Consider the following 18,963-nt stretch of genomic DNA (forward strand, 5'->3'; position numbering starts at 1 on the left):
CTCTTCATCATTGATTTAATTCTTTGACTGCCAACCCGAAGGCTAAGCAGTTTCGATTAACTCAACACCTGTGAGTGTCCACACAGATTTCTTGTTTTATCTTGTTAAAGAACAACTCAACCTCGTAAGAGAACTTGAGTACCACACTGAGCGTCGAACGCTTCCAGTTGGCTAGGGCTGACTTCTCGTCAACTCAGGGCTGCGTATTCTACGCATTTCCCGTTTCGCGTCAAGGAGTTTTTAACAACTTCTTGCTGCGATTGAATTAAGTGCCATTCTCAACAGAGAGTAAGCTGCTCAATTCAACCTAACTCGTCAGCTTGCTTGCGCTGTCTGCCGTGTCAGTGGATGCGCATTATAGGCAGCAGGAGATTTTGCGCAACCCCTATTTTTAAGATAATTGTCATTTTCTCACTGTTCGTTGGATATTTGACCTGACCCGCTAGTTTTTAACCTTTATAATGCTAAAAATCACTCAATTAGGGACTTTTCTATGTCAGGGCCACTCAGAACTTACCAAGGTATTCATCCTCAATTAGGCAATAACGTGTATGTAGATGAAGCTTCGGTGCTTGTTGGCGATATTGCGTTAGATACTGATGCCAGTATTTGGCCTATGGTGGCGGCGCGTGGTGATGTTAACCATATTCGTATTGGTAAGCGCTCGAACGTCCAAGACGGTAGCATATTACATGTGACCCGTAAGTCAGCTTCTCGTCCCGATGGTCATCCACTGATTATTGGTGATGATGTGACTATTGGTCACAAGGCTATGCTTCACGGTTGCAAAGTCGGTAACCGAGTATTAGTGGGCATGGGTGCGATTATTCTCGACGGTGCGATATTAGAAGATGATGTGATCTTAGGTGCGGGCTCTTTAGTGCCGCCGGGCAAGGTATTACAGAGTGGCTATTTATATGTGGGGAGCCCAGTTAAGCAGGCTCGCCCACTAACGGCTGCCGAGATAGCCTTTTTGCCAGAATCTGCCGACAACTATGTCAGACTGAAAAACGAATACTTAGTTGAGCTACAAAACCTCTAGTCACTTTTAGTTAGTCGCTTACTGTTAATCGCTTAGCGTCACTATAGCTATATAAGAAAGGCGGCAAAGACTCATTCAGTCTCTGCCGCCTTTTGCTATTCGCTGATTCAGAAAACTATCTAAGCTCGATAAGTTTAGCCTAAGTGTACTGCGCCAAACTCATCAAACTCTTCGGCTTCGATTAAGTCTTCCGCCATTTCTTCGGCATCAAATCTCACCGCATCAAACAATGCCAGCATAGCGGCGGCTTCATCGGCATTCGGCTGCTTGGAGAAATCATTCAGCTCGGCTAACTTATTCACACTGATATAGCACTTGATGTTCATCCCCTGTGACTGCGCTATAAAGCAGACTCGCTTGTGGGCGTCGTCCCAATATTGCAGTTCGGGGAAAAGAATACTTTGATTCATGCTTCCTACTTAGGCTCAGCCATTAGCTTATCTCTCAAAAGATTTAATACCACTTGAGTGTCGGGCTCGATACCTCGCCATAGGGTAAAACTCTTAGCCGCTTGTCCGACTAACATGCCGAGCCCATCAATAACCTTCGCAGCACCTTGGGAGAGTGCCCATTGGTTAAAAGCGGTAACTGAGGCGCCATACATCATGTCATAGCAAACAGTTTGCGTGGTGATGATATGCGCTGGCACGGGTGGCAACTCGCCCGCAAGGCTAGCCGAGGTTGAATTAATGACGATATTGAACTCGCCCGCAAGCTCATTCATTTCTACGGCGTTGACTTTACTCGCGTAGACACCTTCATCCACCGAGGTAAAAATATCGACCAGAAGTTGCGCCTTAGTGTGAGTGCGATTGCTGATTGTCAATTGTGCAATTCCCGCATTTAATAACGGCAGAATACAACCGCGCGCCGCGCCGCCAGCGCCAATGAGTAAGATTCGTTTATCTTGCAGGCTGCCTAAGTTAGCGATGAGATCGGCCACCAGCCCTAAGCCGTCGGTGTTATCACCGCGAATTGTGCCATCGGCCAATAAACTTAAGGTGTTTACCGCGCCAGCGAGTTTGGCTTCGGGGCTGAGACTGTTACACAGCGCAAAAGCTTGCTCCTTAAAAGGCACAGTGACATTGGCACCCTTGCCGCCCGCATTGAAAAACGCCGTCAATGAGGCTTCAAAACCATCGACCGGAGCGAGAATGGCTTCATAGGTTAATGACTCTTGGGTAGGCGCGGCAAATTGTCCATGGATGAACGGCGATTTACTGTGGCTAATTGGATTGCCAAACACTGCGTATCTGTCTGTCATAGCGATATTAAATTTTAGGTTCAATGGCTTTGCAGTCTAGCGCGCTTTTGAGCCCACGCAAGTCGAATTATGCTCAACTAAATTTCACGCTAGGTTTCACGCTATAATGCGCCATCGACTCAGAGTTTCTATTTTAGTGAACGACTATTCCAATGAACTGGCTTAAAAAGATTTTTAGTAAACACACTCCGCCGCAGGATGATCGCGATCCTAGCCAATCTAACGCCTACGACTTAATCGGCGGTGAAAAAGTGATCCGCGCTATCACAAAATGCTTTTATCAGAAGATGGCAAGCTCGGCAGAAACGACAACACTATTTGCCATTCACAGGGCGCCAATCGCGGAGTCAGAGCAGAAGTTGTTTGAATTTTTAAGTGGTTGGCTCGGCGGGCCGCAACTTTATCAGCAAAAGTATGGTCATCCCGCATTGCGAGCACGGCACATGCATTTCGCCGTCGATGAGGCGATGCGTGATCAATGGCTGTTTTGTATGAAGTTTGCAATTGAAGAGAATATTAAAAAGCCAGAGCATCGAGCCGCCATTTATAAGGCGATTTCAACTCTGGCCGATCATATGCGTAATCAATAAAGTGGATGCAGTATCCACTTTATAAGATTAACGACTAAACCCAGTCGCGGGGTTTGAGGTAGTTATCGTACAAGTCCGCCTCTGGGCTTCCCGCCTCTGGCATATAAGCATATTGCCAACGCACTAATGGCGGCATCGACATTAAGATAGACTCGGTACGCCCGCCTGTCTGCAGGCCAAACAAAGTGCCCCTGTCGTAGACTAAGTTGAACTCAACATAACGGCCACGACGATAGAGTTGGAACTGACGCTCACGCTCACCAAATTCAGTTGTTTTACGACGTTCAACAATCGGCGCGTAGGCGGTTAAGAAGCCATTGCCCACAGCTTGCATAAAGCTAAAGCTTTGCTCGAATCCGTCTTGATTCAAGTCATCGAAAAACAGTCCACCCACACCGCGAGTTTCATTACGATGCGGCAGGAAGAAATACTCATCGCACCATTTCTTATACTTGGGATAAACCTCATCCCCAAAAGGCGCACAAATATCCTTAGACGTTTGGTGCCACTCGCGCACATCTTCCTCAAAGGGATAATAAGGCGTTAAGTCAAAGCCACCACCAAACCACCACACGGGATCGGCGCCCTCTTTTTGGGCGATAAAGAAACGCACATTAGCGTGAGTCGTTGGGATATAAGGATTATTAGGATGAATAACTAAAGAAACGCCCATAGCTTCAAAACTGCGACCCGCCAGCTCTGGGCGATGCGCCGTTGCCGACGCCGGCATAGCCGCGCCAGTCACATGGGAAAAGTTCACCCCAGCTTGCTCGAACACTGCACCTTGAGTTAATACTCGGCTAGTGCCACCACCACCTTCGGCGCGAATCCATGAATCGGCGGCAAACGTTGCTTGGCCATCCAGTGTCTGTAAACCAGCACAAATTCGGTTTTGTAGATCGAGTAAAAACGCTTTTACCACAGAAGCATCAGGCACACTCATCTTGTTATCCTTATTATTGGTTTGCTCATTGTCCATTTCGTAAAATCTTACCGCTTCGCGCATCGATAATGGTCGAGGGCTGACGTTGCTCACCGAGTTCACCTAATACGAGTGCATCAATTTTACCTGTAAAATCTGCGAGGATTTCATCGGCAGTTAATGCTGGATCTTCACCCGCAAGGTTAGCACTGGTCGACACTAAAGGTTTATTGAGCGCGCGGCACAAAGCTTGTACTCCAGCATGGGCCGATACTCGCACTGCGATAGAGTCAAATTCGCCACAGAGGTATTTTGAAACCTGCGCTTTGATTGGCATCACAAAGGTAAATGGCCCTGGCCACTTGGAGAATGCTAATTCGAGCTGCTCTGCGGTCAATTGTGATTCATCAACATAGGGTAACAACTGCTGAAAATCACTGGCGACTAAGATCAGTCCCTTTTGCCATGGACGCTGTTTAACTGCCAATAACTTTTGGATAGCTGTGTCGTTATCAGGATCGCAACCTAGGCCATAAACCGCCTCGGTTGGATAAGCGATAACGCCACCGTTAAGCACAATATCTTTTATGTCAGATGGGTGCAGCTGCAGCATCTTAGGATCACCTTTTGAGTATTGTCGATTTCAACAATCAAATTATTGGATAAATTCGAATACTGACCGCCCCATCTGCGGTCAGCCGAGGATTATACTCAAGCCACTTTCATCGGCCAAATATTAAGATGCAGATCACACAATAAACTAAAGTGCTCTTTTGTATTTACAGCTTTTTTGCGGACATTCTAAACGCATCCCAGCGGCTCCTTTACGCTCGACTAAGATCCCAAAACCACAGCTTGGGCAATCTTCAGCAACCGGTGGATAATTCACAATAAACTTGCACTTAGGGTAAGCGCTACAGGCATAAAAACTCTTTCCGAAGCGACTCGTTCTGTGCTCAAGCTTACCCGCTTTGCATTCAGGGCAAGGAATTTCAGGCTTATCACTCGCTTGATCCTGTTTTTCAATATGCGTGCAGCTAGGATATTGAGTACAACCGATAAAGATCCCAAAGCGCCCAGATTTGACCGCCAATTCGTGGCCGCATTCAGGACAAACCGAACCTTCAATTACCTGAGTCTCAATCGATTCGTGCTGCACTAAAGGTCGAGTGTAATTACAGTTAGGGTAATTATTACAGCCAATAAAACCGCCGTGCTTACTGTGTTTTACCGACAACTCGCTGCCACATTCAGGGCAAAGTTCGTATTCTTTTTCCAGTGCGTGTTCGTGGGCACTAAATAATTGTTCATCAATCTTAGACATAATCATTCACCACCTGTCGTAGCGCATTAGGATATCAAGCGCAGTGCCATCAAGGAATTTATGGCATCAAAAAAGGAGGTCTTAGCCTCCTTTCTCTCATAATTCATCTTTCACAACAATTAAGAATGCAGTCGGCCTTCGGGCTGTTCGAAGATTAAATCTTCCATTTGCTCATAGGCTGATTCATGACCAGGGGCATTAAATAGCACCATCAAGATAACCCATTTCAGATCTTCAAGGATCAAAGAGGGTTCATCGAGCTCCATCACTCTGTCAATAACCATTTCACGGGTTTCGACATTCAGCACTTTGACTTGCTCTAAAAACAGCAAGAAACCTCGAGATTCCACATCCAATTTTTCCATTTCGTCCTTAGTGTAGATACGAAATGAATGCTGGTCATGGTTGCATAGGTACGGCTTATCACCTTCCTGCAACTCAGCTAGACGCTCCAACCAAGTTAATGCTTTTAAAATCTCGGATTGATGAAATCCGGCACGAGTGAGTTCCTTGGTTAACTCGTCTTCATCCACTAGTAGTTCAACTTCACTGTGAACATAGTTTTCAAATAGATACATGAGGATATCAAACATGGCTAGCTCCTCTTTACTCTGACGTAACCACCGGGTACTGCGATAACCCAACCTTGCAACTCAAGTTCAAGCATTTGTTCTAACACCAGATCTATCGTTTTTCCACTATGTTCGACCACAGCATCAATTGTTGTAGTTTCATAACCTACACTAGCTAACAGTGAAGAAAATGGCAAATGACAAATATCACTCTGCTGTATATGGTGGCATAACTTCAATTCTTCAAGGTGAAAAGCCGTTAAACTTCCCAACTCTTCCACTATATCGGCCGCGGTTTCCACAAGTTTTGCCCCATCGCGTAATAAATCATGACAACCTTGGTGGTAACCACCCAAAATGGACCCAGGAACTGCAAACACTTCGCGCCCTTGTTCCATAGCCAACCTAGCGGTGATTAATGAACCACTCTTACGGCATGCCTCAACCACCAGCGTACCAAGAGAAAGACCGCTTATAATACGATTTCGTTTTGGGAAATTGCCCGCAAATGGTCCAATATCCGGCCAAAACTCGCTGAGTATACAGCCTTGCTGCTGAATATTCTCATAAAGCTGTCGATGTCTGCGGGGGTAGACGGTATCAATACCTGTTCCCAGTACAGCAATCGTCCTCTTATTGTGGTCAACACAGGCTTTATGCGCCGCACCATCAATGCCCATTGCCATACCACTACAGATACCAAAACCAAGGGATGACATCTCAGTAGCCAGTTGATAAGCGACCTGTAAGCCTCCAGGTGAAGCATTACGGCTCCCGACAATCGCAAGGTAAGGAAGAGCTAATGCCTCCAAGCAACCTTTAACAAAGAGTACCATGGGTGGATCGGACAATTGCTTTAATAACGGTGGATAAAGCGGATCGGAGAAGCAAATCAAGTAATTCTCAGAGGAGTATTGCTGCCATTCGAGGGCCAGATCCACTTTTTGATAATCAATACTAAGGCTATGGAGTAGTTGATCGGATAGAGGTAGTGCTTGTCTTTCGTGCTCTAACCTCTGTCTAAGATCGTCCACATCCATGTGCATTAATAATTGTTGGATCCGAGCGGGTCCGAGCCCAGATACAGCACTAACAACTAACCAATCGACCAAATTTTCAGTAATTATTGACCTCTAAATGCTAAAGAATCAGGCGAAATTAGCTTGTCATCAACTCGAACAGGGCGTTCAGTAGAGATAATTAACCCTAAACTCGCTTTATCGAATACTTTAAATACCAATAGCTTGCCATGGTAAACGTCCGGCATTTTAATCGCGCGATCCGATGAGACCGATGCCACTATGTTGTCATAGGCGGTACGTTCAAGCGCTGGAACAGGTGAGCCGTCATGGTTAATGACTATTTCTTCACCATCACGGTAAATTGAGAACACATTGCCAGGCTCGACACCGTCTTGGGCTCCTTTATCTAAATAGACTACATTCAGCTTACCCGCTTCACGCATTGCAGATTCGGTCGCTAAAACTGAGGCAGGGCTTTTTAACTGAGCAGGCTTGGGGGTAAAGTATGCTGACATCAGGGAGTCGTCCTCCATTGGTAGCACCTTAAAACCCGCTTTTGTCTCTCGAAAACTACTCAGTAATTTAATTTTTGACACTTTCCCAGATTCAATGACTTGCCCAGTGGATGCCAAGATAGCCTCTTGTCCCAACGCTTCACCCGACTCTTTATTAAAAAATGCTCTACCACGTTCGTAAACACCATACTTTTGGTGTAGAGGTAATATGCTGTTGATATAAACCACGTCACCAATAATATGGTGACGTGAAGGACTTTCACCCGCTAATACCATTGGCTGCTCGGCAAGCCAGTTAGAATCGACAACACGATTCTGAACTAGATAATTCTCAATAAGAGCAAGGTCTACCGCTGGAACAGCGTTGCTCTTAGCAATAATGCGCCCTTCTGGACTCTTTCTTACAAAGGGTTTTCCTGCACTCGAACTATTACGCACAAGCCTAGGTTGGCCATCAATAAAGATTAATGTCAGTTGATCGCCAGGATAAATTAGATGAGGGTTTGCAATCTGTGGGTTAACATCCCATAGGCGGGGCCATTTCCACGGATCATTTAAAAAAGTTGCGGAAATATCCCATAGGGTATCGCCCTTTTTTACCACATATGACTCTGGATACCCCGCTTTAAGCGTAAGAGTATCAGCGGAAACAAACGTGCAACTAAATGTCATTAACACGAGTAAAATTAACCGTTTCATGGTGTGGTCCATGTTGTTTGGGCCCTAAATAGAGCTTTTACTATTATTGATAGGCACTAAAGATTAAAATTAGCCCATTAGCATTAGTCAGTATAACTAACTGACCGAAATTTGACAGACTTGTTAAGAGTTTAAGTATGGCACTATTAAACGTTTTACGCTTTCCCGATGAAAGACTAAGGCTCCAAGCCAAACCCATCACTGAGTTTGATGCTGAGTTGCAAACTCAAATTGATAACATGTTTGAAACAATGTACCAAGAAAAGGGTATTGGACTTGCCGCAACGCAAGTCGATTACCACAAACAACTTATCATCATGGACTTACAAGACGAAGTCGAGCGCCCAAAGGTGTTCATCAATCCTGAAATTATCGCCAGTAGTGGTGATTTTTGTAATGAAGAGGGTTGTCTGTCTGTTCCTGGTATCTATGCCAAAGTTGATCGAGCTGAATTTGTCACAGTAAAAGCATTGGACAGGAATGGTAGCGAATTTATTGTTGAAGCCGATGAGTTATTTGCCATCTGCATTCAACATGAAATGGATCACCTAAAGGGCAAATTGTTTGTCGATTATTTGTCGCCGCTAAAACGTCAGCGGATCAAACAAAAACTTGAAAAAGCGGCCCGATTGGACGCCAAAGAAGCATAGGATTCGGATTTGAAACAACTCAACATCATTTTTGCCGGAACACCGGATTTTGCCGCTCGCCATCTGCAGGCTTTGATCGACTCACAACACAATGTGATTGGTGTTTACACTCAACCCGATAGACCCGCAGGGCGCGGCAAAAAACTCACCGCTAGCCCAGTAAAAGAACTAGCTGTCGCCAACAATATTCCTGTATATCAACCGGGATCATTACGTAAAGAACCTGCACAACAAGAACTTGCCGCTATCAACGCCGATATTATGGTGGTGGTTGCCTATGGCCTGATTTTACCCAAGGTTGTACTAGATACGCCGCGCTTAGGTTGTATTAATGTTCATGGTTCTATTTTACCTCGCTGGCGCGGTGCCGCACCCATTCAGCGTGCCCTATGGGCGGGCGACAAAGAAACGGGGGTGACCGTCATGCAAATGGATGTCGGTCTAGATACGGGCGACATGCTGCTTAAAACTTATTTGCCGATTGAAGATAGCGACACTTCAGCAAGCCTTTACGAGAAACTGGCTGAACAAGGTCCCGTTGCCCTATTGCAAGCCCTTAAAGGTTTAGCAAACGGCACCTTAGCCGCTGAAAAACAAGATGAAGCCTTAGCTAACTACGCTGAAAAACTCAGTAAAGAAGAAGCCCGGCTCGACTGGAATAAATCTGCTAAACAGTTATGGCAAGAAGTCCGCGCCTTTAATCCTTGGCCAGTGAGTTACTTTGAGCACCAAGGAAACACTATTAAAGTGTGGCAAACCCAAGTCAGCGAAACTACCAGCACAGCCGCTCCCGGCACTATCATCAGTGCCAGCAAGAAAGGCATAGAAGTCGCAACTGGCGACGGTGTATTAACCCTACTAAGTATGCAGCTACCGGGGAAAAAGCCACTCAATGTTGCCGATATTCTCAATGCTCGAGGTGAATGGTTTAGCCCGAACACTCGCCTCGCAAACGAGGCACAATAATCATGAACTTGCGCGCGCTAGCTGCGAAAGCCATCTTCGAAGTATTAGAGAAAGGCGTGTCACTGTCAGTGGCACTGCCCGAACAGCAAAAGCACCTTGCCAGCGGCAAAGATAAAGCCCTACTCGCCGAGCTCTGCTACGGCGTGATGCGCACTCTGCCGCAAATAGAGAAACGCATCAGTGAATGCCTAGCGAAACCCCTCAAAGGCAAGCAAAGGATTATCCACCAGCTGCTGATCATAGGTTGCTATCAGCTTTACTTCACGCGCATTCCGAGCCACGCCGCGATTTCAGAAACCGCCGAAGCCTGTCGCCAATTAAAATTTGAAGGCATGGTCAAGGTAGTTAACGGTGTACTGCGCAACATTCAGCGCCAGCTTTCGCCACTGAGCACTGAATCAGACACCTTAAGCTACAACACACCTGCTTGGTTGATTAAGCGCTTAAAAGAAGCCTATCCCGAGCAGTGGCAAGACATCATTCAACAAAGCCATGAACGCCCACCGATGTGGCTGCGTAACAATCGCTTATCCCAGAGCCGTACCGAATACCTTGCAGCCTTAGCCGAACTCGACATTGAAGCGAGCGAAGGCAGTAGTGCTGATGCCATTCTCTTAGCCCATCCAAAGGATGTCGCCACACTGCCACGCTTCCATGAAGGCGCGGCATCAGTACAAGATGGCGCAGCGCAATGGGCGGCGACCTTACTCGCCCCGCAAGCCAATGAGTTAATACTCGATGCCTGCGCGGCGCCAGGTGGAAAAAGTAGCCATTTACTCGAACTTGAACCGAGCATCAAATTAGTCGCTGTTGATTTTGATGCCAAACGCCTTGAGCGAGTGCAACAGAATCTTGATCGCCTATCATTAAAAGCGGAGCTTATCCATGGCGATGCGGCCAATATTGGCTCATGGTGGCAAGGTGGACTATTTGATCGTATCTTACTGGATGCCCCCTGTTCAGCCACAGGGGTGATCCGCCGTCATCCCGATATCAAATGGTTGCGTAAAAACCATGACATCGAAGAGCTGGCACAGTTACAACTGCAAATTCTCGATCATTGCTGGAAGTGGCTGAAGCCCGGTGGCACGCTACTTTATGCCACTTGCTCAATTTTACCGCAGGAAAACCGCGACCAGATCAGTGCATTTTTAGATAGAACGGCAGATGCTAAGCTAGACATACTCGCCCAGCAAAATTCGCCACAGGATATAGGTTGGCAAATCACGCCAGGACAAGACAATATGGATGGGTTTTATTACGCCCGTTTATTGAAAGCGACCCATAAGTAGGAAGTAAGCAAGGCCATGAAAATTATCATATTAGGTGCGGGTCAGGTTGGGGGAACTTTGGCCGAAAATTTGGTGGGCGAAAACAATGACATCACCATAGTCGATAGCGACAGATCAAAATTACGTGCCCTACAGGATAAATATGACCTTCGCGTTGTGGCAGGCCATGGAGCCCATCCAGATGTGCTAAAAGAAGCTGGTGCCGAAGATGCAGACATGTTAATTGCGGTCACTAATAGCGATGAATGTAATATGGCCGCCTGCCAAATTGCCTACAGCTTATTTGGTACTCCCACTAAAATTGCACGCATCCGCTCAGAGCCCTATCTGGCAATGCGCGATAAACTCTTTATTGATAGCGAAACCAAGAATAGTGACGGCCGTCCCCGTGGTGGCTTCGTGATCGACGAATTAATCGCCCCAGAACAGTTAGTGACCGCTTACATCCAGCGCCTTGTTGAATATCCAGGTGCATTGCAAGTGCTCGAGTTTGCCGAAGGCAAGTTAAGCTTAGTCGCAGTGCGCGCCTATTACGGTGGTCCATTAGTGGGTAATGCACTAGCGGCGCTACGCGAACATATGCCCAATATAGATACCCGAGTCGCAGCAATTTTCCGCCAGGGTAGGCCCATTATGCCGCGCGGAACGACAATTATTGAAGCCGATGATGAGGTATTTTTCGTCGCCGACAGTCGCCATATTCGCGCCGTTATGAGCGAAATGCAAAAGCTCGATAATACCTACCGTAATATTATGATCGCTGGCGGCGGTAACATAGGATTAGGGTTAGCAAAACGCCTAGAACGTACCCACTCGGTAAAACTTATCGAACACAAATTTGAGCGAGCAGAATCGCTTTCGGAACAACTCGAAAATACAACTGTATTTTGTGGTGATGCTTCGGATCAAGAATTACTACTCGAAGAACATATTGACCAAACCGATGTGTTTATTGCCGTCACTAATGATGATGAAGCCAACATTATGTCGGCTCTTTTAGCAAAGCGTATGGGCGCAAAAAAAGTGATGGTGCTAATCCAGCGTGAGGCCTATGTCGATATTGTACAAGAAGCCAATATCGATATCGCTATTTCCCCGCAGCAGGCAACAATTTCAGCCCTACTCACCCATATTCGTCAGGGTGATATTTGTAACGTCTACTCCTTACGCCGCGGCGCCGCCGAGGCTATTGAAGCCATTGCCCATGGCGACTCCAGCACCTCTAAGGTGGTTGGCAAAGCCATTGGTGATATCAAGTTACCACCAGGAACGACCATAGGTGCTATTGTCCGCAATGATGAAGTACTGATGGCCCATGATAAAACAGTGATAGAACAGGGAGATCATGTCATCTTATTCTTGGTGAATAAAAAGTTTGTCGGTGAAGTCGAAAAACTTTTCCAACCTAGTGCTTTCTTTTTTTAGGTCATTAAAGTCACTACTTTATGCTGAATTTCAGACCACTATTGTTTATTTTAGGGCTGTTTCTTTCCATGTTAACAGCCTTTATGTTTATCCCCCTGCTCCTTGCCGCTTTCAGTGGCGAAGAAACTGTGGGTTCTTTTATGATATCCGCATTGGCAACAGGGATCTGCGCCAGCCTTTGTTTGCATAATGGTCAAAGTAAAACTATCCACCTCAATATCCGCGATATGTTTTTGCTGACCAGCCTAACTTGGTTAATCGTAAGCCTATTTGCGGCCATGCCCTTTACCCTCTATCACGGTATTGGCTATACGGATGCATTTTTTGAAACTATGTCAGGCATTACTACTACTGGTTCAACGGTACTTTCAGGCTTAGATACCATGGACCATAGCATCCTGATCTGGCGATCGTTACTACAATGGCTAGGAGGAATTGGCTTTATTGTAATGGCCGTTGCAATTCTGCCCTTCTTAAACGTCGGAGGAATGCGGTTATTTCGTACTGAATCTTCTGATTGGAGTGACAAGGCAGTCCCTCGCACACAAAATATGGCTAAGCACTTATTTTTTATCTATATTTTACTCACCATTATTTGTTGTATTGCCTACCACTTGGCTGGTATGACTTGGTTTCAAGCCATCAACCATGCCATGACAACGATATCTACAGGTGGTTATTCCACTTCTGATAACTCAATGGGGGCTTTTTCAAACTCAGCACACTGGGTTAGTATCGTGTTTATGGCGGCAGGTGGTTTGCCACTATTGATGTTTGTGCACACGATTCAACAGCGGGATCTAAATATTTGGAATGATGCACAAGTTAGGGGATTTTTATTCTTCCTAACCTTTGTCTCCTGCTCCGTTGGATTTTGGCTTTGGCAAACCCGTGATATTGCACTACTGGATGCACTACGCTTATCCAGCTTTAACGTGGTTTCCGTTGTCACAACAACAGGGTATGGCCTAACTGATTATGGTGCTTGGGGCGCTTTTGCCAATATCGTCTTTTTGTTTTTAATGTTTGTGGGCGGTTGCTCAGGCTCGACATCGGGGGGGATTAAGATCTTCCGCTTTCAAATTGCAGGCGCCATTATGCGCGAGCAATTGAAGCAACAGTGCCATCCAAATGGTCTCTTTAGAGAGCGCTATAATAATCGCATTATTAGTGAAGATATTGTGCGATCACTCATTACCTTCGTCTTATTGTTTGTGCTGGTGATTGTTGGATTATCAGTAACTTTAGTGCTTACTGGGCTCGATCCTATGACCAGTTTCACTGGCGCTATCACCGCTGTGACCAACGTAGGACCAGGTTTAGGCCCTATCATTGGCCCTGCTGGTAATTTCTCAAGCTTACCCGATCTCGCTAAATGGGTATTATCACTCGGTATGTTATTGGGACGACTAGAGATCCTCACTGTCGCGGTACTCTTCCATCCGAGTTTCTGGAAATATTAATTGAGTCGAAATAAAAATGCGCTTAAACCTGTAAGCGCATTTTTTGCTAGACGGCTTCGTTGACTTCAGCTAACTCCAGTAGATGATCGGCATAAACTTTCACATCTTCCCAATCTGTATAATCAATAACCGCCTTAGGATCCGTTGGACCTTTGGTTATTTTCATAATCAACTGGATCATCAATCTGTCATACCAAGGCCAAGATGGATAATCCACTTTACCAGCAATAATCTTCAGATCTGCGGGAGTCCATGGCGATAGCGCAATAAACTTTTGCAGATATTTATTATTTTCTGGGATCCGTTTTTCAGGATTTCTTGCAACCACGTTCACGCAGAAGAAGCTGTTCGGTAATGCGCCCAGAGCCTGTGCATGCTGTTCTATAAATTGGAACACGCTCTTATCATAGGTGCCATAGAGCACACAGGCACCTAAGGCAACGACATCATAATCGGGCCAGTTAATCCGAGTCGCAGCGGCACTGTTGATATCAACTAAGTCAACCTGCGCACCACGAGCTTTTAATTGATCAGCAATCGCACTGGCAATCTTGGCAGTATGACCACCACGGGTAAAATAAAGTACGAGGACGCGTATCATAGGAAGTTCTCAATCCACTGAAGTAATGCCACCATTGTGGCGATATTCCGTTAAATAATCCTCTGATAGGATCACAAATCAGCGGTATCTCATATTCTGTTATTCAAAAATTGAGATCTGCATTGTCGAGCAGTATGATTGCGTTTACTGATATGTCCAATTAGAGTTATCTAATAAAATAAGCGATAAAGTGAGTGACCTTATGCAAAATGATATAGATGTAGATGCAATGGTAACTAATGCGGAAAGTGCAGCTAAATGGCTTAAAGCCATAGCGAATCCTTATCGCCTAATGATTTTGTGCCTATTGCTAGATAAAGAATTGAGCGTAACAGAACTCAATGCCACAGTACCCTTAAGTCAATCGGCTCTATCCCAACATCTAGCTGTGTTACGGGCCGAAGATTTAGTGGATACCCGTAAGAGCTCGCAAATTGTTTACTATAAACTGAAGAATGAACAAGTTACCCAAGTGATTTCTATTTTGCACAATCGCTACTGCGCGGTGTAATGGCTAAATTAAAGCCCCTATCTATTCAAGATTTGGGGCTTCAATCTTTCTAACGTTGACTAAAGTCATTACCAAAAGCATCTACCTTAGCCCAATCGGTAAACTCAAAAGTCCCCTTGATATCGGTTGGCCCTTTGGTCATCCACATGATGAAACGTATCATGGTACGATCGAAAAAACCGTACTTTGGGTAATCAATCTTACCGGCAAATACCGCCAACTGCTGGGGTTGCCATAGGGAGAGTTTTAAAAACTTTTGCATATAAGGATTGGTTTCTGGTGTATTTTTTAAGGGCTTACGAGCCACTACATTCACGGAAAAAAAACCGTTAATTTTAGTATCTAATACCGCATGGTGACGATTAACAAACTGATATAACTCAGCCCTATATTTTCCATAACGAATGCTGGCACCGATCAACACTTTATCAAAATCAACCAGACTCAGTGCTTCTGCCTGCTCTAACGTGACCAGCGAAACTTTTTCTCCCGCCTGCTCTGCAAACAGTTTCATTCTTTGGCAGATTGCCAATGTTTGACCATCAATTGTCGAGTAAATTATTAACGTCTGCATCTTTAATGTTTCCAAAAGGTTGGCGTAAACAAAATCAGTAAGGTAAAGACTTCGAGGCGTCCAAACAGCATAGCCACCACAAGCACCCACTTTGCGCCATCGCCAATGCTGGCATAATTACTCGCTACCTCACCTAAACCAGGGCCTAGATTGTTTAAGCAAGCAGCCGTGGCGCTAAAGGCGGTAATATCGTCTAATCCCATGGCCATAAGCGCAAGCATACAAACCACAAACACGAGAGCATAGGCGGAGAAAAACCCCCATACAGCATCGACTACACGGTCGGGTAAGGCTTTAGAGCCAATCCTTATCGAAAACATCGCCTTAGGGTGCACCAATCGCTTAAGTTCACGGGAGCCCTGCAGTAGCAATAGAATCACGCGAATAACTTTTATACCACCCGCAGTTGAGCCGCCACAACCGCCAATAAAGCTCGAAAATATTAATAACATGGGTAAAAATAGCGGCCACATATGAAAGCTATCCGTGCCGAATCCAGCAGTGGTGGCAACTGAAACCGCCTGAAATAAGGCATGGTCGAAGGTTTCTTCCGGCGAATCATAAATACCGGAATGATAAAGCGTGAGAAAACAAATCGCGGTAAGAATAAGTTGAATCGCCACCAGCATCTTAAATTCGGCATCTTTAAAATAGACTCTAACGTTAATGCCTCGTCGCGAGAATGCCGCAAAATGCACACTGAAGTTAACCGCAGAGATAATTAAAAAGAACACACAAATCAGATTGATCACTGGGCTATCAAAATAGCCCATGCTGGCATCGTGAGTCGAAAACCCACCAATAGCTATGGTTGAGAAAGAGTGGCATACCGCATCAAAAATACTCATTCCCGCCAACCAATAGGCCCCTGCGCAGGAAATAGTTAACAGTAAATAGATATACCACAAAGCCTTAGCCGTTTCGGCTATCCTAGGTGTCATCTTACTGTCTTTGACGGGTCCAGGGATTTCAGCACGATAAAGCTGCATCCCACCAACACCAAGCACGGGTAAAATTGCAACAGCGAGCACAATGATCCCCATACCGCCAAGCCATTGCAGCATATGCCGATAAAATAAAATGGCTTTGGGCAAAGAATCAAGCCCAACAATGACCGTAGCCCCTGTAGTGGTGAGCGCCGAAAAAGATTCAAAGAAACTGTCAGTCCAACTAAGATCTGGCTGATTAGAGAAAATAAATGGCAGGGCCCCGATAGAACCAAGTACAGTCCAAAATAGAACAACGATCAAAAAACCCTCTCGGGTACGTAGTTCTTCTTTACAGCCGCGATTAGGGTACCAAAGCCAAAAACCAATAAATAAACTAACAAAGAATGCTTGAATAAATGCCGTACCTCCACCATCGTTATACCAAATAGCGATCAGTGCTGGTGGCAGCATAGTGATGGAAAATAAGCCGATTAACAGACCTATGATTCTTATTATGGTTTTATATTGCATTAAGCGAATTCAATCATTCCATTGGCTGCAAAGGTATTTTCAGCATTCCGAGTATTTTGGCATAATTTACGCAAGCATCACAGTTCAAACTCGGCGCTTAAACGGCCTTGACTCAAAGCCGTCAATAATTCGCTAAATATTACTTGCTGATATTTTCCAATTTCAAACTCAATATCAATAGCTTCAGCAAACTGCTTATTGGTGATGACCGCATCCACTTGCTGTAGTAGATGTTCAACATCCCTTAGTTGCGAGTAGTCACACTGCAGCCTCGCAGGATAACGTAGTTGCTTTATTCGCGTTGCTAGCTTGGTTAGTCCTTGCCTTAAACCAGAAGTATAGGCTCGAACTAAACCTCCGACACCGAGTTTAGTACCCCCATAATAACGCACAACAACGGCGGCCACTTCGCCAATATTTGCCCCTTGCAACACAGCTAACATGGGGCGACCTGCACTACCTGCAGGCTCGCCGTCATCACTCGAACCAATCGAGACGCTATCATTGGGCGCGCCCGCAACAAAGGCGTAGCAATAGTGACTCGCACCGGGGTAATCACGCTTGATGTCAGTAAGTACTAACTTTAGTTTATCTAAACTGTCGCAATGAAATAGAAAAGAGATAAAGCGACTGTGCTTTACCTCTTCTTCGATCACGACGTCATCGCAGGGAACGTTATAACTTTCGAGCACTAAGCTGCCCTAATCTATTTTCAAACATCAATCGGCCAAGCCAAGCTCTCGGGTCATATTCTCGTTGCGGTCTTGATGCACGATGACGTTATCTTCTATGCGAATACCACCAAAAGGCCTTAACTCATCAACGGTCTGCCAGTTGATCTGCTGACCACGGCCATCTTGTTTAAGCTCATTAAGCAAAGTATCAATGATGTATAACCCCGGCTCCATGGTCAACACTTGGTTTGGCGCTAAAATCCGCGTACAACGCAGGAATGGATGTGCCTCGGGTGCCGCGATATGGGTACCCCGTTCATCATGGGAGAAACCACCAACATCATGTACTTGCAGGCCTAACATATGACCTAAGCCATGGGGGAAGAAGGCGCTGGTAATGCCTTGATCGACTAAACCTTGGGCATCACCCGTGGCTAAATCAAAATCCAACAGCATCTGGGCGACTTTAGCATGGGTGGCCAAGTGTAAATCGGGATAACGCACGCCCGGACGCATCATATCGATAAGCTCAAACTGCGCCTGATTCATCGCAGCGATCAGCTCATCGAAACGATTCTTCTCGAAAGCATAGGTTCTGGTGATATCGGAGGCATAACCAAAGTAACTCGCGCCCGCATCGATCAAGAATGACAAACGTTTCGCAGGACTTTGATGCTCGAGCGCAGTGTAATGCAAAATCGCCGCATTTTGGTTGAGAGCAATGATATTGCCATAGGGTACTTCATTTTCACTCTGGCCCACGGCAGATAAATAATGCTGCTGGATCTCAAACTCACTGGCACCATTGTAAAAGGCATTTTTGGCCGCCAAATGCCCCTGCACCGCAATTTGGTTAGCGCGGCGCATACAGGTCAGTTCATATTCTGTCTTGGTACTTCTATGGTAATGCAGATAACTCATTACTGCGTCAGGGTTACGGCTGGTAAAACCTAACACCTCGGCGACATCTAAGTGTTCGCCCAAATAAGCCCAATTAACAGTGTCCTTAGGTAACAACTCAGCGACCTTATCGGCCTTAGTTAACAATTTAATATCGAAATGCTCGGTCCAGAACATATCCGGCACATCGGATACTTTGTGCCAAAAATCCACAGGGCGATAAAAAATCAGCTGCGGCTTATCACGGCCATTGACGACTAACCAACAATTCGGATTATCCAACACTGGCAACCATGCCTTGAAGTGCGGGTTTGCTTTAAAGGGATAATTAATATCATCTAAAAACATCCGATGCGGCTGACCCGAATGGATCACTAAACCAGACAAGGCTTCTCGAGACAAAATATCTGCGACTCGACGATTTAACTCGGCAATATGGGCACGATAGTGATGAGCCAACTGATCCATTTGTCATCTCCTGCAATGAATAAAAGTGC

General features: G+C 45.6%; 21 protein-coding genes. 8 read left to right on the plus strand and 13 right to left on the minus strand.

Translation table 11 applies throughout. The annotated features are described in order from the left end of the window. Positions 1-493 precede the first annotated feature (493 nt). Positions 494-1,042 (plus strand): gamma carbonic anhydrase family protein, encoded by a 549-nt coding sequence (locus L2744_RS11550; protein ID WP_248992044.1) that lies wholly within the window; start codon positions 494-496, stop codon positions 1,040-1,042. A 134-nt stretch (positions 1,043-1,176) separates the two neighbouring features. On the opposite strand, the gene L2744_RS11555 is transcribed toward L2744_RS11550, so the two are convergent. Both L2744_RS11555 and aroE read right to left on the minus strand, forming a co-directional pair. Next, positions 1,177-1,452, minus strand: a complete 276-nt coding sequence (locus tag L2744_RS11555) for a DUF1488 family protein (RefSeq protein ID WP_248992045.1) — start codon at positions 1,450-1,452, stop codon at positions 1,177-1,179. Positions 1,453-1,457: 5 nt separating this feature from the next. Further along, entirely contained in the window at positions 1,458-2,306 is an 849-nt protein-coding gene (aroE, locus tag L2744_RS11560; protein WP_248992095.1) for a shikimate dehydrogenase, read from the minus strand. A gap of 152 nt (positions 2,307-2,458) precedes the next feature. Between aroE and L2744_RS11565 the strand changes: the two genes are divergently transcribed. Next, positions 2,459-2,896, plus strand: coding sequence for a group II truncated hemoglobin (locus tag L2744_RS11565; protein ID WP_248992046.1), 438 nt, complete (start codon positions 2,459-2,461; stop codon positions 2,894-2,896). 34 nt (positions 2,897-2,930) lie between these two features. Here L2744_RS11565 and hemF read toward each other — a convergent pair whose 3' ends face one another. From hemF to L2744_RS11595, 6 genes are all read right to left on the minus strand, one after another. Further along, the gene (gene hemF / locus L2744_RS11570) at positions 2,931-3,839 is read right to left on the minus strand and encodes an oxygen-dependent coproporphyrinogen oxidase (RefSeq protein ID WP_248992096.1); all 909 of its coding nucleotides are present in this window, start codon (positions 3,837-3,839) and stop codon (positions 2,931-2,933) included. Positions 3,840-3,864: 25 nt separating this feature from the next. Next, complete coding sequence (tsaC, locus tag L2744_RS11575; protein WP_248992047.1) at positions 3,865-4,431, minus strand: L-threonylcarbamoyladenylate synthase type 1 TsaC; 567 nt, start codon at positions 4,429-4,431, stop codon at positions 3,865-3,867. 147 nt (positions 4,432-4,578) lie between these two features. Next, positions 4,579-5,142, minus strand: a complete 564-nt coding sequence (locus L2744_RS11580) for a DNA topoisomerase family protein (RefSeq protein WP_248992048.1) — start codon at positions 5,140-5,142, stop codon at positions 4,579-4,581. Positions 5,143-5,261: 119 nt separating this feature from the next. After that, positions 5,262-5,735 (minus strand): DUF494 family protein, encoded by a 474-nt coding sequence (locus L2744_RS11585; protein ID WP_248992049.1) that lies wholly within the window; start codon positions 5,733-5,735, stop codon positions 5,262-5,264. 2 nt (positions 5,736-5,737) lie between these two features. Next, positions 5,738-6,826, minus strand: coding sequence for a DNA-processing protein DprA (gene dprA / locus L2744_RS11590; protein ID WP_446539694.1), 1,089 nt, complete (start codon positions 6,824-6,826; stop codon positions 5,738-5,740). A gap of 11 nt (positions 6,827-6,837) precedes the next feature. Beyond that, the gene (locus tag L2744_RS11595) at positions 6,838-7,962 is read right to left on the minus strand and encodes a LysM peptidoglycan-binding domain-containing protein (protein ID WP_248992050.1); all 1,125 of its coding nucleotides are present in this window, start codon (positions 7,960-7,962) and stop codon (positions 6,838-6,840) included. Between the two features lie 125 nt (positions 7,963-8,087). Here L2744_RS11595 and def point away from each other — a divergent pair, with 125 nt between their 5' ends. From def to L2744_RS11620, 5 genes are read left to right on the plus strand one after another with little or no spacing between them, the layout of a single operon-like run. Continuing rightward, complete coding sequence (gene def, locus L2744_RS11600; protein WP_248992051.1) at positions 8,088-8,600, plus strand: peptide deformylase; 513 nt, start codon at positions 8,088-8,090, stop codon at positions 8,598-8,600. Positions 8,601-8,609: 9 nt separating this feature from the next. Further along, positions 8,610-9,566, plus strand: a complete 957-nt coding sequence (gene fmt / locus L2744_RS11605) for a methionyl-tRNA formyltransferase (RefSeq protein ID WP_248992052.1) — start codon at positions 8,610-8,612, stop codon at positions 9,564-9,566. 2 nt (positions 9,567-9,568) lie between these two features. Continuing rightward, a complete protein-coding gene (rsmB, locus tag L2744_RS11610; RefSeq protein WP_248992053.1) occupies positions 9,569-10,858 on the plus strand; it encodes a 16S rRNA (cytosine(967)-C(5))-methyltransferase RsmB in 1,290 nt (429 codons plus the stop codon). A gap of 15 nt (positions 10,859-10,873) precedes the next feature. Further along, on the plus strand, positions 10,874-12,283 hold the full coding sequence (trkA, locus tag L2744_RS11615; RefSeq protein ID WP_248992054.1) for a Trk system potassium transporter TrkA: 1,410 nt from the start codon (positions 10,874-10,876) through the stop codon (positions 12,281-12,283). Between the two features lie 20 nt (positions 12,284-12,303). After that, positions 12,304-13,746: a TrkH family potassium uptake protein gene (locus L2744_RS11620; protein WP_248992055.1), complete on the plus strand. Its 1,443-nt coding sequence runs from the start codon at positions 12,304-12,306 to the stop codon at positions 13,744-13,746. Positions 13,747-13,792: 46 nt separating this feature from the next. Here L2744_RS11620 and hemG (L2744_RS11625) read toward each other — a convergent pair whose 3' ends face one another. Further along, positions 13,793-14,347 (minus strand): menaquinone-dependent protoporphyrinogen IX dehydrogenase, encoded by a 555-nt coding sequence (hemG, locus tag L2744_RS11625; RefSeq protein ID WP_248992056.1) that lies wholly within the window; start codon positions 14,345-14,347, stop codon positions 13,793-13,795. Between the two features lie 202 nt (positions 14,348-14,549). Between hemG (L2744_RS11625) and L2744_RS11630 the strand changes: the two genes are divergently transcribed. Beyond that, positions 14,550-14,858 (plus strand): ArsR/SmtB family transcription factor, encoded by a 309-nt coding sequence (locus tag L2744_RS11630; protein WP_248992057.1) that lies wholly within the window; start codon positions 14,550-14,552, stop codon positions 14,856-14,858. A 49-nt stretch (positions 14,859-14,907) separates the two neighbouring features. Here the strand turns inward: L2744_RS11630 and hemG (L2744_RS11635) are convergent, their stop codons facing one another. The 4 genes from hemG (L2744_RS11635) to pepQ all read right to left on the minus strand — a co-directional run bounded on the left by hemG (L2744_RS11635) (position 14,908) and on the right by pepQ (position 18,934). Then, positions 14,908-15,432: a menaquinone-dependent protoporphyrinogen IX dehydrogenase gene (gene hemG / locus L2744_RS11635; protein ID WP_248992058.1), complete on the minus strand. Its 525-nt coding sequence runs from the start codon at positions 15,430-15,432 to the stop codon at positions 14,908-14,910. Positions 15,433-15,434: 2 nt separating this feature from the next. Continuing rightward, on the minus strand, positions 15,435-16,892 hold the full coding sequence (locus tag L2744_RS11640; protein WP_248992059.1) for a TrkH family potassium uptake protein: 1,458 nt from the start codon (positions 16,890-16,892) through the stop codon (positions 15,435-15,437). 77 nt (positions 16,893-16,969) lie between these two features. After that, positions 16,970-17,584, minus strand: coding sequence for a YigZ family protein (locus tag L2744_RS11645; protein ID WP_248992060.1), 615 nt, complete (start codon positions 17,582-17,584; stop codon positions 16,970-16,972). Positions 17,585-17,611: 27 nt separating this feature from the next. Beyond that, the gene (gene pepQ, locus L2744_RS11650; protein ID WP_248992061.1) at positions 17,612-18,934 is read right to left on the minus strand and encodes a Xaa-Pro dipeptidase; all 1,323 of its coding nucleotides are present in this window, start codon (positions 18,932-18,934) and stop codon (positions 17,612-17,614) included. Positions 18,935-18,963: the final 29 nt, after the last annotated feature.

The organism is Shewanella profunda (assembly GCF_023283765.1).
Lineage (GTDB): Bacteria > Pseudomonadota > Gammaproteobacteria > Enterobacterales > Shewanellaceae > Shewanella > Shewanella profunda.